At 52.6% G+C, this 13,788-nt stretch carries 13 protein-coding genes, 1 tRNA gene and 1 pseudogene; 7 read left to right on the forward strand and 8 right to left on the reverse strand.

Translation table 11 applies throughout. The annotated features are described in order from the left end of the window. Positions 1-17 precede the first annotated feature (17 nt). Positions 18-1,370 (forward strand): condensation domain-containing protein, encoded by a 1,353-nt coding sequence (locus tag SH248x_RS03515; protein ID WP_459557139.1) that lies wholly within the window; start codon positions 18-20, stop codon positions 1,368-1,370. Between the two features lie 6 nt (positions 1,371-1,376). Here the strand turns inward: SH248x_RS03515 and SH248x_RS03520 are convergent, their stop codons facing one another. Continuing rightward, the gene (locus SH248x_RS03520; RefSeq protein ID WP_459557140.1) at positions 1,377-2,363 is read right to left on the reverse strand and encodes a sulfotransferase family protein; all 987 of its coding nucleotides are present in this window, start codon (positions 2,361-2,363) and stop codon (positions 1,377-1,379) included. 470 nt (positions 2,364-2,833) lie between these two features. On the opposite strand from SH248x_RS03520, the gene fhcD reads away from it, so the two are divergent. Genes fhcD through SH248x_RS03535 form a run of 3 tightly spaced genes read left to right on the forward strand, consistent with a single transcriptional unit; the run spans position 2,834 to position 6,367 of the window. Continuing rightward, positions 2,834-3,754, forward strand: a complete 921-nt coding sequence (gene fhcD / locus SH248x_RS03525; RefSeq protein ID WP_459557141.1) for a formylmethanofuran--tetrahydromethanopterin N-formyltransferase — start codon at positions 2,834-2,836, stop codon at positions 3,752-3,754. A 38-nt stretch (positions 3,755-3,792) separates the two neighbouring features. Continuing rightward, positions 3,793-5,715, forward strand: a complete 1,923-nt coding sequence (locus SH248x_RS03530; RefSeq protein ID WP_459557142.1) for a hypothetical protein — start codon at positions 3,793-3,795, stop codon at positions 5,713-5,715. A 10-nt stretch (positions 5,716-5,725) separates the two neighbouring features. Further along, positions 5,726-6,367, forward strand: a complete 642-nt coding sequence (locus SH248x_RS03535) for a nucleoside/nucleotide kinase family protein (protein ID WP_459557143.1) — start codon at positions 5,726-5,728, stop codon at positions 6,365-6,367. A gap of 274 nt (positions 6,368-6,641) precedes the next feature. Here the strand turns inward: SH248x_RS03535 and SH248x_RS03540 are convergent, their stop codons facing one another. Continuing rightward, a complete protein-coding gene (locus SH248x_RS03540) occupies positions 6,642-8,759 on the reverse strand; it encodes a prolyl oligopeptidase family serine peptidase (RefSeq protein WP_459558573.1) in 2,118 nt (705 codons plus the stop codon). Positions 8,760-9,187: 428 nt separating this feature from the next. Between SH248x_RS03540 and SH248x_RS03545 the strand changes: the two genes are divergently transcribed. Next, positions 9,188-9,272 (forward strand) — tRNA-Ser (locus SH248x_RS03545). Between the two features lie 247 nt (positions 9,273-9,519). Here the strand turns inward: SH248x_RS03545 and SH248x_RS03550 are convergent. After that, a pseudogene (locus tag SH248x_RS03550) lies at positions 9,520-10,197 on the reverse strand (tyrosine-type recombinase/integrase); the annotation flags it as partial. Here SH248x_RS03550 and SH248x_RS03555 point away from each other — a divergent pair. Both SH248x_RS03555 and SH248x_RS03560 read left to right on the forward strand, forming a co-directional pair. Beyond that, positions 10,159-10,311, forward strand: a complete 153-nt coding sequence (locus tag SH248x_RS03555; protein WP_459557144.1) for a hypothetical protein — start codon at positions 10,159-10,161, stop codon at positions 10,309-10,311. The pseudogene SH248x_RS03550 and the gene SH248x_RS03555 overlap by 39 nt on opposite strands. 15 nt (positions 10,312-10,326) lie before the next feature. Next, on the forward strand, positions 10,327-10,539 hold the full coding sequence (locus SH248x_RS03560; protein WP_459557145.1) for a hypothetical protein: 213 nt from the start codon (positions 10,327-10,329) through the stop codon (positions 10,537-10,539). Here the strand turns inward: SH248x_RS03560 and SH248x_RS03565 are convergent. From SH248x_RS03565 to SH248x_RS03585, 5 genes are all read right to left on the reverse strand, one after another. After that, positions 10,534-10,728: a helix-turn-helix transcriptional regulator gene (locus SH248x_RS03565; RefSeq protein WP_459557146.1), complete on the reverse strand. Its 195-nt coding sequence runs from the start codon at positions 10,726-10,728 to the stop codon at positions 10,534-10,536. The two genes, SH248x_RS03560 and SH248x_RS03565, sit on opposite strands and share 6 nt — an antisense overlap. Further along, entirely contained in the window at positions 10,725-11,207 is a 483-nt protein-coding gene (locus SH248x_RS03570; RefSeq protein ID WP_459557147.1) for a hypothetical protein, read from the reverse strand. Before SH248x_RS03570 ends, SH248x_RS03565 begins: the two co-directional genes overlap by 4 nt. Next, positions 11,194-11,820, reverse strand: coding sequence for a hypothetical protein (locus SH248x_RS03575; RefSeq protein ID WP_459557148.1), 627 nt, complete (start codon positions 11,818-11,820; stop codon positions 11,194-11,196). The genes SH248x_RS03570 and SH248x_RS03575 overlap by 14 nt, the downstream gene beginning before the upstream one ends. A gap of 333 nt (positions 11,821-12,153) precedes the next feature. Next, positions 12,154-12,573: a hypothetical protein gene (locus tag SH248x_RS03580; RefSeq protein ID WP_459557149.1), complete on the reverse strand. Its 420-nt coding sequence runs from the start codon at positions 12,571-12,573 to the stop codon at positions 12,154-12,156. A gap of 324 nt (positions 12,574-12,897) precedes the next feature. Then, complete coding sequence (locus SH248x_RS03585) at positions 12,898-13,782, reverse strand: DUF1573 domain-containing protein (RefSeq protein ID WP_459557150.1); 885 nt, start codon at positions 13,780-13,782, stop codon at positions 12,898-12,900. Between the last annotated feature and the right edge of the window lie 6 nt (positions 13,783-13,788).

The raw sequence follows: 13,788 nt of genomic DNA on the forward strand, positions 1-13,788 counted from the left end.
TGAATCGTGTGTCTATCATGATCAATCAAGATGAGGAACTAGTCGAAGAAATGGTCGAGCAGTCTGCCGACGATCGACCTCACGTCTCGCCCGGACGGTGGACTGTCTTCGAACGCTTCATTATGCACAACGATGGGCCATCAACGCCCATGGTCTTCCGAGTTTTAATGCGGTTCAATGGTCCATGCGAGCGTGACCTGTTGAGCCTGGCCTATCGGACAGCGGCGATTCGTCAGCCGATGTTCCATGCGCTGCTCGAATCCACCGGCCAGTGGCGAAACGTGGAATGCTGCCCTCGTTTGAATTGGGCAGAGTCGCGACTGAGTGAAAAGGAACTGGTCGCGTTACCGATTCAAATGATTGAAATCTCCCGTGAGATCGGTTTAAGGACAACCGCCTATGCCGATGCAGATGGCGTCCTCATTCATCTCGACTTCCATCACGCCTGCTGCGACGGCCAGGGGGCTCGCCAGTTCATCGCCGAGTGGTTCGGTGTTTACGACCAGCTTGTGAACCAGGAAACCGTCGAGCTCTCACGCCTTGAGTTCGAGAAATTCACACAACGTCATGTTTATCGCAAAATCGCGCAGCCGGTCGGTTTCTGGGAGGGGATGCGAAACCTGTATGTCACCCTGGCTGGCAAGTCGGCCCGGCTTCCTGAGAAGAACGCACAAGCGGATCATCGCATCGTGATCGAACGCCCGCTCGACACCGCGACATCAAAAGCCCTGCGTGCGAAATTGAAAGAACAGGGCTGTACGATCAATGACCTTTGTCTGGCAGTTTCGATGATGGCATTTCAGGAAGTGTTTCCGAAAGTCGCAAAAGGTCGAAAGATTACGGTCCTCAATCCCGTCGACTTACGCTATCCATCTGATTTGAAAATGCCGGCATGTAACCGTCTCGGCATTGCGTTTCTCCGTCGCAAGGTTCGGGCTCGAACGACATTTCGCAGCCTGTTGGCATCACTTCGAGATGAGATGCAGTACGTGAAGCGGAAATACGTGGGTGCCGAGTTCCTCCACGGCCTGCAGGCGGTCTCGGAAAAGGACTGGTCGTGGCGACTGATCATCGATCGAGAGTGGTTCACGCCAAGTGTGCAGTTTACTTGCCTGGGCGACACCACGCGGGCGAACCGTTACAAGTTCCGTGAAGACGATGGTTCGCTGCTCATGGGCGAGATGAAGCTGGAACGAATCTCTGGGATCGCCCCGATCGCACGCGGGATTCCGATCAGCATTGCGGCCTGTGAAACAAAAAACTGCATTTCGATGACGTTTCAATCGCATACGCGTTATGTGACTGACGAAGAGTCACTTGCCTATGCAAAGGCGTTCATGGACCTTCTGGTCAAAGGTCTGGAGTCGTAACCAGTATCATGTCGTTTCAAGAGGGGAAGAGACGTCCTGATTTTCGATGTTTGGATCGAGATCGGGATCATAGCCGTAGATATCAAAGGCGAACTTGAGTTTCTCGTAGAGGAATCTCTTGCGGGCAGGATCCATCTGAAACTTGTTTTTCTTGTAACCCTTCAGCTTCGGAAGCATTGGTTCGAGCTTCTGCATGACTGGAGTGCTGTCACCGAGGTTCAGCTGTTTGTAAATCTGCTCGATGTAAATCTCCGGGTCTTGTTCGAAGTCCTCATAACGAACTTCAAAGAGATTTCCTTCGGGGATCAGCGCTTTGTCTTTTTCGTATGTTGTGATCGTCTCGACATACAGGTCCAGCGCATCACGCTCGATGTAATCGAAGTTTGTCTTGCCGAAGTCGTTGAGAGGATAGAGCACTTCACGCAGGTGAATGCTGGAGGTGACGCATCGATAGGGGTTGCGGTAGATGTATACAAACTTGGCGTTTGGGAAGAGTTCGAGGAGGATTTCGACCTTGGGCGTATGGCCTGGTGATTTCAGAATGACGGGCTTATTTTTATACAGGTAGGTGATCTTCTTCATGAAGTAGACGATCGTCTCTTTCCACTTCTTGCGTTCTGCAGGAGTCGCGTCTTTCATGGTAATGAAGCGCTCGAAAGATGATCGATCTCCGTTTTGCCACGCCAGCAGCATGTAACAGGAGATGAGCGAAAGGTTGATGATCGCGAATTCATCTTCTTGCGGAATGTCCCAGCCGGCTTCCATGTTGTCCATCGGACGCGTGTCGGGAAGCAGCCACTCGGTGCAGTAGGTGAGAGTTTTTTCTGTCGTCAGAAAGTGAGTCGGGAACAGACACTGGTACATGTTCGGAAAGCAGAAACGATCATCCAGAGTCATCAGATTGTGAAGCAGGGTCGTACCGCTGCGCCAGTGTCCCAAAATGAAGATAGGATCGGCAAGCTGGGTATTTTCGACGCCCTTCCCGTGACGCATTCTCTCGATCATGGACCAGAACGAGTTACTCGCGCAGATCAGAAACAGGGATGCTAAACGGGGGTATTTGGAATAATGAAGGGCGGGCTTCAGCTTTAGAAAGTCCAGCAACGTGCTAAAGTTCATCCCGTGCCACAGAGTGAAGCCGTTTTGTGAAGTACTCTTTTTTTTGCTGGGGGCAGCTTCCATCGATCTCTTACCAGTTTCAGGTTACGTTAGGACTGAAGGCGTTTCGCTTTCGGGTGCAAGCTAATGAACAGCTTCTGATGCCTTGGTCATTACTTCGACGATTTCAGGCTTTCGTCTGTTTGGGAATTGGGGGAATCGCATGATTTCACCAATTCCACCGCCCGTAAACGTAGTGTGCTGAACGTTTAACGCGCAAAATCAAAGTGACTTGCACACGTGCGTCTGCTGATAGACACTGTTCAGCAAAGCACATACCGCTTTTGGGGAACGAATCATAGCACATGTCTCAGTTTATGTCCTACCGAGGAATTACAATTGAGGATACGTATGCAGAAGCATTTACCATGCGTGGCACACGTCTGGTGATTACCGCCGCCAGCCGAAAATGGGTCGGGCACGCCGTTGACCAATTGACAGGCTATGGAACCAGCGTGATTGCCTGTGATGCAGAAGTCGGCCTGGAAACCTGGCTGAATGAGAAGGAAACGCCGGATGGGCGGATGGGAGCCAGTGTGCTACTGTTTGGATTTGGGAAAGATGGATTGCAAAAAGCCGTCCTAAAGCGGGTCGGCCAGTGTATTTTGACCTGTGCAACGACGGCTTGTTTTAATGGCGTTGCGGCCGGCGAGGCTGGCAAAGACATCGAAATTGGCAAACAGCTGCGTTACTTCGGCGATGGGTTCCAGATCTCCAAGAAGCTTGACGATCGGCGGCTTTGGCGAATTCCAGTCATGGATGGAGAATTTGTGTGTGATGCGCTGGCAGGCACATTTTCCGGGATTGGTGGGGGAAACCTCATGCTGGCTGGCAAAGATCCTCAACAGTGCTTAGAAGCCTGTGAGGCCGCCGTTAACGCAATTCAAGAATGTCCCGGTGTCATGACTCCATTTCCTGGTGGGATCGTCCGAAGTGGCAGCAAAGTCGGCTCACGTTACCCAACACTCAAAGCCAGCACGAACGACGCCTTTTGCCCGACGCTCAAAACGATGGTCAAATCCCAGCTTCCAGACGATGCCAACTGCTGTTACGAGATTGTCATCGATGGAGTGGACTACGCTTCTATTCAGCAGGCCATGAAAGCTGGCTTGCACGCTGCGATCGATCATGGCGGAATCCAGTTTGTCTCCGCGGGCAACTACGGCGGGAAACTGGGACCTCATCACTTCCGCCTCATCGATCTGCTGGACGAAACACCGAATTGAACCTCTTCCGTCACCGGGAGGGAAGGGGCGAGAGAGATATGAACGAGCAACCTGATTCTACTTCAAGACTGACAATCGCTGGCTGCTGGCTGATCAGCCTGGTGTCATTGACGCTGCTCAGTGTGCGACTGTTCGATACGCCGGTTCTGATGAGCGCGAATGATCGCTCACGCTGGTGTACTGTCTGGTCGGTTGTCGAAAAGGGAACCTTTACGATCGATGAGATCCGCGCCAAACCTGGCTGGGATACGATCGACAAGGTTTATCATGAAGGTCATTACTATTCGTCGAAGCCCCCTTTTCTGGCGTTGCTGACGATCCCTGTCTATTGGGTTCTCAAACAGACGCTTGGCTTGAACCTGCTTGCAGACCCCCAGCTGACGGGGCATATCGTCCTCTTTCTGATCAATTTGATTCCGCTCGCCTTCGGTTACTGGGTCTGGGCGCTCATGCTGAAGCGTCTTGGATTGAAGGACGTTCCGCTGTTGCTGATGCAGACGGTTTTCTGCTTTGGCACTTTGATCCTGCCGTATGCGACGACGTTGAATAATCACCTGCCGGGGGCGTTGTCGCTGCTTTTCTCACTGTATTTCTTTTTGCGAACTCAGCCCGGTCAATCGAATCTGATTGATTTGGCGTGGTGCGGCTTCTGGGCGGGAATGACGTTTGCCTTCGAACTGCCTGCCGCCAGTTATGTCGTCCTTCTGGGGCTATTGCTGTTGAAGGACGATTTTAAGAAGACGCTGATGGCGTATGCCCCAGCCGGGTTAATTGTCGTGGCAGCGTTTCTCGTGTCGAACGCCATGGTGACCGGGAGTATCAAACCTTTTTATAGTTACTACGGCACGGAAAAGTACCTCCATGAGGTCGCTGGCATTCCCAGCTACTGGGCTGATCCCAAAGGCGTCGACAAGGCGCCCGATTCGTTCGCTGTCTACTTTCTCCATTGCACGATCGGCCATCACGGGATCTTCTCGCTGACGCCTTTCTGGTTACTGCTGTTTCCCGCGTTTGTCAGCATGCGACGCTGGACCCAGACGCGTCAGCACCAAGTCGCCCTCATGGCGATCATGATCTCGCTGGTTGTGTTTGGTTTCTACATGACGAAAACAGAACACTACAACTTCGGCGGCGTCACGGTCGCGTTGCGTTGGATGGTCTGGCTGATCCCGCTGTGGCTGGTCACGATTGCCAGTTGGATGACGCATCTTCCGTTCAAGCAGACGAAGATGATTGTCTGTCTGGTTCTGTTAGTCCCCTCGATCATCTCTGCCTGGACACCCTGGATTGGACCCTGGCGTCATCCCTGGCTGTTTCAGGTCATGGATAAGGCACGCCTCATCGATCAGTACCGAGATGATGTCAAACCGTTTGCCAAGCCTCTCAAAACCTGGTTCACGACGCTTCCCAAGAACGACCAGCAGCTTCCTTACTGGGCTGTCTATCGCTCGGTCGACACCCAAGGTCATCTGATGACGATGCGTCTTGAGGTGACGTCTGTCAAAGAGGGAACTATCGAACTGACTCGAACCATCGACGGTCAGCAGCCGTTGTCGTTCACACTCTCCCTGAACGCCTTCGAGAATGGTGATGCGATTTCGAAGCAGTTGATCACGAACCCGTCCCCCGAAGCGTTGGAGTTTGTACGTGGTTTCGTAGCGAAAGAAACAGAGGACCTTGCCTATCGTCCTGGCTTTGACCGCTACCTGAAACTTCCGTTTCAAAATGATTATCTCCGCTGCCAGCGTTCTGCAGTGAATACGCGATTAAAGCTGCCTGAGTCTGGAATCTGGGTCGGTTCGAACTGCGACCTCTGGCTGAACGAAACTGTTCCGTTTGGGACCGCTCAGTTTGCGACGACCTTGACGGATTTCTCGACGGGGGAGACGATGTCACGACGCCTTTGGACCATGCTCGATCATAGCGGCCTGCATCAATCCGACCTGAAGTCGGAGCGTTAGAAGTTTTCCCATGTTAGATCTCTCCGCTGCGATTCGCCTTATCGATAAAGCATTGCAAAAGCCTGCCCATGGTGATGCGCTGCCACTCGTCGGTGTCAGCGGTATCGGCGGCAGCGGGAAAGGCTATGTTGCGAGTCTGTTGCACCGAGAACTGGTCTCGCGTGGCGTGAAGGTCGCGTTGCTTCATGGGGATGATTGGCTCAGTCTCCCGGAAGTCAAATACCGCGATGATGAACCCGCCCGTCATTACTACGAACATGCTCTTCGCGAACGAGAGATGTTCGATACGTTCGTCCTACCACTGGTGAAGGCGGGGCGAGTCGACCTTTCGTATGAGGCCTACCTCGAACAGACTCGGAGCTACATCGAAAAACGAGTCGAGATTTCCAACGTCGATGTCGTCATTCTCGAAGGGATCCTGCTGTTCCGGCGACCCTACGCCGATGAATTCGATGTCAAAATCTGGGTCGAATGCCCTTTTGATATCGCATTGGATCGCGCCCTGCATCGCAATCAGGAAGACCTCGACATGGAAGCCGTGACGAGAAAATACCAGCGGATCTACCATCCGGCTCAGCGCATTCATCTGACGGAGGATGATCCGATTGGACGTGCAGATGTCGTGATCGTCAATGATGCAAAAGTCGGGTGATTGAAAACAGGAAAAGACTGGAACGCACAGGGAACAGAGTTCAGCAGAGATCGCAGAGAGATTGTTTGAATTTTCAAGCCGTTGTTAACACACCCTGCCTTGTTCTCCCTTCGCGCCTTCGCACCTTTGCGTTGAAACATTCTCGTCTCTGCGTCCTCTGCTCCCCTCGGCGAACTCAGCGTTCCAACCTTCTTCATCTGCAGGTCGGCAAAACAAAAAGGGCACAGACAAAAATGTCCGTGCCCTTTGATTTCAATCGCCTCAAGAGCAGTCGTTAATAGCCAGCGGGAAGTTTCATGCCGAGGACCTTCAGCAGGAAGGCGTACTCGTCAGCGACTTCTTCGATGATCATTTTGGTCGGCTTACCGGAACCGTGACCGGCTCGCGTTTCAATGCGGATGAGGACAGGTTCCTTGCCAGCTTGGCATTCCTGCAGTCGAGCAGCGAACTTGAAGCTGTGCCCTGGCACGACCCGGTCATCTGTGTCTGCCGTCGTCACCATCGTCGCAGGATACTCAGTTCCTGGCTTCAGATTGTGATAAGGCGAGTACTTGTAAATGATCGGGAAGTGGGCTTCGGTTTCGGAAGATCCGAACTCGTCGACCCAGTAACGACCAGCTGTGAACTGGTGGAAACGCAGCATATCCATGACGCCGACGGCTGGCAGGGCTGCGCCCCACAGATCGGGACGCTGTGTCATGACCGCACCGACAAGCAAACCGCCGTTGCTGCCACCCTGAATGGCGAGCTTCTTGTTGGTCGTGTACTTGTTGGCGATCAGCCATTCCCCGGCAGCGATGAAGTCGTCGAAGACGTTCTGCTTCTTCTCGATCATCCCACCCTCATGCCATGACTGGCCGTATTCGCCACCACCACGCAGGTTGGCGAGGGCAAAGACGCCCCCCATCTTCATCCATCCGGCACGGCTGACCGAGAACGATGGAGTCAGCGAGATGTTGAACCCGCCGTAAGCGTAAAGCAGCGTCGGGTTATTGCCGTCGAGTTTGACGTCTTTATGGTGAGCGATGAACATCGGCACTTTCGTACCGTCTTTGCTCGTATAGAAAACCTGCTTGAGAACATAGTCTTCGGTTTTGAAATCGACATTTGATCGTCGCAGCAGGCTCGATTCCCCCGTCAGCATGTCGTAGCGATAGATGCTCGGCGGGATGACATAGTTGGAGAACGAGTAGAATGTTTCTGTTTCGACTCGTTTGCCACCGAAGCCACTGGCGGTTCCCATACCGGGCAGTTCAACTTCACGGACAAACTTGCCAGTCATGTCGTACATGCGAATGCGGGTATGAGCATCCTTCAACTGGCTGACAACGAACATGTTTGCAACGAGGCCAACAGACGCAATCGGTTCTTCGCCTTCTGGCAGAACTTCCTGATAGTTCTCTTTGGCAGGCTTGTTGATATCGATCGCGATGATGCGTTTGTTCGGTGCGTTTAGATCGGTCTTGAAGTAGAACGTCTCACCTTCGTTGCCGATGAATGAGTACTCATTTTCAAACTCACTGATGAGTTCCAGCGGCATGCCGAACGGCTCTGCGAGGTCTTTGTAGAAGACGCGATAACGATCAGCCGTCCCCTTCCAGACTGTAATGATCAAATAGCGACCATCTTCAGAAACCGTCAGCTCGTAACCCCACTCCGGCTGATCCGGACGATGGAAGACGAGGACATCGTCTGCTTGAGACGTTCCGACGCGGTGATAGTAGATCTTCTGGCCGAGGTTCAGACTTTGGAACGCTTCGCCTTGCGCAGGCTCATCGAAGCGGGCGTAGAAGAATCCTTTGTTATCCTGAGTCCAGGTGACGGAACTGAACTTGATCCACTTCAGCTCATCTTCCAGCAGCTTGCGGGACTCGACTTCCATCACCTTCCAGGTCCGCCAGTCAGAGCCGGCATCCTGAATCGAGTAAGCGAGGTACTTGCCGTTGTCAGAAAAGACGATATCAGACAGTGCAATCGTGCCGTCTTCCGACCAGCCGTTCGGATCAACGACAACAACCGGATCGGCATTGAGGTTATCAATCTCGAACAGCACCGACTGGTTCTGCAAACCATCGTTGCGGAAGTAGTAATACTTCGTGCCGGCTTTGAATGGCGAGGAGAACTTTTCGTAGTTCCACAGCTTAGTCAGCTTTTCGCGAATGGTATCGCGTTCGGGAATCTGATCGAGGTAGCCGAAGGTGACTTTGTTCTCAGCTTCGACCCACTCCGCGACTCGTTTTGATTCGCGGACATCTTCTTCGAGCCAGCGGTAAGGATCGGAAACCTTCGTGCCGAAGTATTCATCGACCTGATCGACTTTGGGAATCTCCGGGTAGACGATCGCCTTGTTTTCCTGAGCGTGCAGGTATTCGATCGGACTGGAGACCAACATAATTCCTCCGACTAGACAGACGAGCAGACGCACGAATGCTCGGGAGGTCATGCGAGGGAATCGGGCGTTTCGCTCGCATTTCAGGGGGGTGATGGTGAGCACCGTGACGGTCGAATCAACCATTGATATCCTCAGCTCCTCAGATTAGGCCAGTGTACAATTGAGCTTTCCAGGGAAGAGCGCGCATCCCGTGATAAGCTTTACCGGTCAGTCTCGTTTTAGCATCCCTGCGCCCGGCCTTGCAACCGGCTTACGCAATTTGCGCGGGTTATCCGCAGTGTAACGAAGAATTTCCGCAAGACGGCTGAACGAGTTACGTCGACCAGGTGTCGAAAAAGAACGAGTGGCACCGTTGCCAGTTTTGCGGGATTCGCTATCCTGAACGACTTGCGACGAATCACGGCGTTCCTGCAGTGATTCGTCGATCCGGAGAGGTGGCAGAGCGGCCGATTGTGCAGCACTGGAAATGCTGTGTCTCGCAAGGGACCGGGGGTTCGAATCCCCCCCTCTCCGCTTTTGAGTAGTGTGACGTATGATGACAGGTTGTGTCATTACGTCCCTTGGTACAGTAGGTTACGTCGATTTCTGCTGTTTCTTCCGTGCCCGGCTGTGGCATGGAATGTCCCTGAACGTCCGACGGAATGCAGCGCATTTGCAGCGCGGGTAATGACTGAATCGCTTTGGATTGATCCTCCAAACAGATGTGGGTATAACGCATCGTCATGTTGATGTCGCTATGGCGGGCCTGTTCTCTTGTCTCGGGAAGGCTCACGCCGTTTCTCAGCAATTCCGTAATGTAGGTGTGTCGGCCAGCCGCGTGGAAGTCGGCACAGCCTTCCGAGGTCCGGTAAGGAATGCCCGCGGCTTCGAGATCTTTTTGTACCATGCGGTAGGTGTGGCGGGTGGCGAGCTTGGGGAAGAGTTTTTGAGTGGGTTTCAAGTCGTCAACCCATTCTCGAATCTGAGGAACCAGATTGTGGTGAAGAGGCAGGACATCTTTCTTGCGATGTTTGGACGCATGAGCTTCCACAGTGACGGTCGGCATGCGTGAGTGCAAATCGAACGACTCGGGCGGCAGGCTGGCCAATTCACTCTTGCGGAGGCCGGTCATGTACGACAGAAGATAGATTCTGGCCCGCACGGGACCAGTGAACCCTTCAATAGAAACTAGGCTGCCTTGTGCTGTCTGAACCAGTTTTTGAATCTCATCGGGCTTGAGGGCTCGGCGTTTGTGCTTGATGCCGATTTGATTGTTGCGTCGTTCCAGACCGGCTAAGGGATTCGATGGGAGGCGTCTGGTTTTCATGCCCCAGTTGCAGAAGGCATCGATGGCTTGGACGTAATGGTTATACGTGCGATTGGTTCGCTTCTTAGCTTTGGCGTGGTCTCGTAAAAAGGTTTGCACGCGTTCGAGGGTGAGATCCGCCAGGGTTTTCATCTGGCAGCCATCGACGATGGCCTGAATGCGGCCTTTGGTGTGGGACTGGTATTTGGCGGTGCGGTCCTCGATATTCTTGGCGAACGCCTTTTGGTGTTGTTCGATGGGCAGTAATTTTTGAGAACGGAAGTGGTCGATCTCGGGATCGACCATCCCCGTTTTCTTCATTCTCGCCTCCAGTTCGAGCTTCGCGGCCAACTGCTCGGTCAGGCTCTTGTCGGAAAACCCTTTGACGGTTTTTCGTTTGCTGCTTTCATCGGTGTATTGGATGAAGTAGACAGCGCCTTTGAGGTGCTTTTGTTTCTTGAAGATCGAAGCCATGAGGAGAGAACTTTCTTATAAAAAGCAGGCTGAGTTTTTGGACAGCCAAGTGAGGACATCAGAGAGTTTCCAGCGGGCACATTTGCGGATGTGAAACGGTTTGGTGAATTCCCCCTTACTCACCATTCGCCAGACGGTGCGGGGAGAGATCGTGAGAAGTTTGGCGACACCTGAGACACTCAGGAGTTGGACATTGGGCTCAGAGGTCACGCCGCCCTCCCTTCTTCTTCAGGTTTTTGATACGGATCAAATCCCAACTGGATCGACTTCTGGTCGTACTTCTCACGAAACTTCTGGCTATTGAGATACTGTTCCACATAGTCCCACAAGACGTTCCAAAGTTCCCAGGGATCGCTGATCTGCAGGCGTGCGGCAATGCTGGTCAGGAAGCCGAGGAACATAGCCAACAGCTTTTTGATTTCTGGTTTGGTTTTGGGATTGCGGCGTGTGATGGCGCGGGCATTGCCACCTTTCACAGCGTTTTGCACCTTCTGCCACCAAGGCTGAATGCTGCGACGGGTCGTGTTGCTGTCGTCGCACTCACGAAACGTCAAAAAGCGTTCCGTCAGGTAGGCCCAGATATCTGCTCGACGCTGTTGGAAGTCAGCCAACGTCTCAATTTTGTTCTGTTTGAGAAAAGGGCGACGAAGCTGAGCTTCGACGCGCCAGACATCATCAGGAGTTTCCATGAGATGCCCCCTTCCATAGATCGCAGAACCATGTCTTAATCCCCGTTCTGGCAATTTCTTTGGATTTGTTGTAGATCCGAATCATCACGGGACTTCCTTTGGCGCCGTGATAAAACGTCTCCAAAGTCATCCCTTTCCCATGGCTGGAGTTGCTTAGATCATTGGGAACACAGTGGTGCTGGAGGTCTTCCAGCTTGAGGCCACCAGGAATCAGGAAATCAGCAGCCAAATCCACACGACTGATTTTCTGCTTGAGAATGACACCATCAAAGTTTTCGATCACCGATGTCAGTTCGGCATCGAGCTCTTCATAGGAATGATGCCAGAGGTATTCAGAGTTGACGCAGACCAGCACATTGGGGGCTGGTGAATTCGGTATCCGAGTCTCCTGGAAGTAGACGTGATAGCCGGGGGACTGAATATGCCACGGATATCCTTTGCGACCAGCAGGAAGGACTAGATAGGGACCATATTTGCTGCGAATGCCTTCGGTTTTTCTGGCGAGGACTTTTTCGGTGGTCATGGCGGTTTTCACTTCTGCCCAGGACCGTTCATGGAAATCGACGTAGTAGCCGATATCCATCGAATCTTCTCCGACTAAAAGGAGTTTCATTTCCTCCTCAACGGAACAGGTCTGACTCTCCACTTCTGTAATTTGAACACCGCACGTTGTAGACAGTGCGGTGTTCAAGGCATCGCCGCTCCGTTCCGCCCCCTCGCTGGTCGCTCGGGGTGCGTGACTCGCGTCGATGCCTTGGGCTTCCGTAGCCCCGGGCGGATTGCTAAAATCAAAAATGTCGTCAGTCATCAAGATTCCATTCTTCGATGCGCCGACAAAGAGAGCGCAATGCCCTCTCTTCGTGGCTGGTTGAAAAATCAGTTACACAACACAAGCCCTGATCACTCCCTGTTTGGCGACGGAAGAGTGATCGGGGTTTTTCTTCTGCTAGTCGTCCTCTCGGACAACACGTCGTTCGGTGAAATCTAGGAAACAGAATACTTTTCCCGGTCTTTTGTCATCTTCGTAAGTATCTCCCGGGTCGCAATCAGCTCCAAGTTCTCTCATTTCCTCAATTGTTTCTTTTGAATAAAGGACATTCGTCCCGAGTTCACCGGCCCAAAGGCATCCTTCCTGCATTCGGGTGCCGTATATGTAGCCATTCTCTCTTTTGTTTGGTTCGCCGACCTGTAGGTGACGTGCACCCCACTGGGTCAGACCTCCGATCAATTGATTGACAGTAATACCGGCTAGATCCGCTTTTTCCTTGACTTGATCGAATACATCAGGATCTAGTCGAAGTTCCACACGTACTTTATTGGATGCCTGAGTTTGCTGGACTGCTGCTGTTTTCTTTTTTGGGCTCATTCGTCCTCCATAGATACCGTTTTCGTGCCGGTGCGCTACCGGCATGGAGACGGTTTTGTCAATATTCTTTCACGCAGATTTGGGCGTTACCCTGACGGGCCGGGCTCTCCGCTACGATCAGCTACAAAAGCCAGCTGATCACCACTGCGATCCCTAACACAATAACCAGGGACCTCAGAATCAAACTCCTCCAACAGGCTAAAAGCAGCTGCCTGTCATCTGCGCTCATCATCCCCGGCCACAACTCAGGTGAAGGCCGAGGATGACGGCTCCGACGACAGGCAGCAGGGAGAGATAGGTATTGTCCACAAGTAGCCGGACAGTTCAGGAGGAAGCCGATACAGATTCTTGAGGCTGTGGAGCCACTGGTATGACAGGAATTACAGGGTTGAGCGGAGCAAACTTGGCTTCGACGGCGATGCCAATAGTGTTGTACTCGCCTTTTTGGTCGGTCTTGAGATGGACCCAGCCGCGGTAGTAGCTGCGGTCGGGCTTGGCTTTCACGGTGATAACAGCTTCGTACTTTTTGCCTTCTTCAACTGGTTTGATGTCGACGGAGACCCATTCATCGCTAGTACGGGTGCTGAGGACGTTGAATGTAAGGTCTTTGAGCCCAGCGACCGTCAGTGTTTTCGATCCCTCATCACCGTTTATTGGCCCAATGACGGCACGCTCGGGAGAGACATCGACCAACGAGACACTTTCGCCAATCATGTGGAGGATCAGTACAGGATGCTCGGGATCGTCAGAATGGACGGCGATTTCCTTGTTCTGAGGGCCCTTCTGCAATGACAGGTTCAACTTCACATCCAATGGACGCGATTCGCCAGAAGGGATGACTTTGTCTTTGAGTTGCGTGGCGGTACAGCCGCAGGCGGCTTTGATGGCGGTGATGGTGAGCGGGCCTTGGCCGTGATTGACTAGCTGAAATGTTACCGGAACCGTGCTTCCGCGGAGAGCCTGTCCGAAGTTGTGTGTCATGCTCGCAACATGGAGCGACCCATGCGGAACAACTACCTTTGTTGGCGATATACCCTCGGATGATTCAACACTCGATGCATCCGGCAGTAATATCGGATGGTGATTAGAAGATGGGGAACTCGTCCACATTGAATTAAAAGCAAGAGAAATTAGCGGTGAAAGGAGTCCGTAGAATAGTGCTCCAGCAAAGAAAGAAAAAACCGAGCAAAAGGTGGTCCATTTAATCATATTATA

It is taken from the genome of Lacunimicrobium album, from assembly GCF_052161635.1.
In the GTDB taxonomy this organism is placed as follows: Bacteria; Planctomycetota; Planctomycetia; order Planctomycetales; family Planctomycetaceae; genus SXPC01.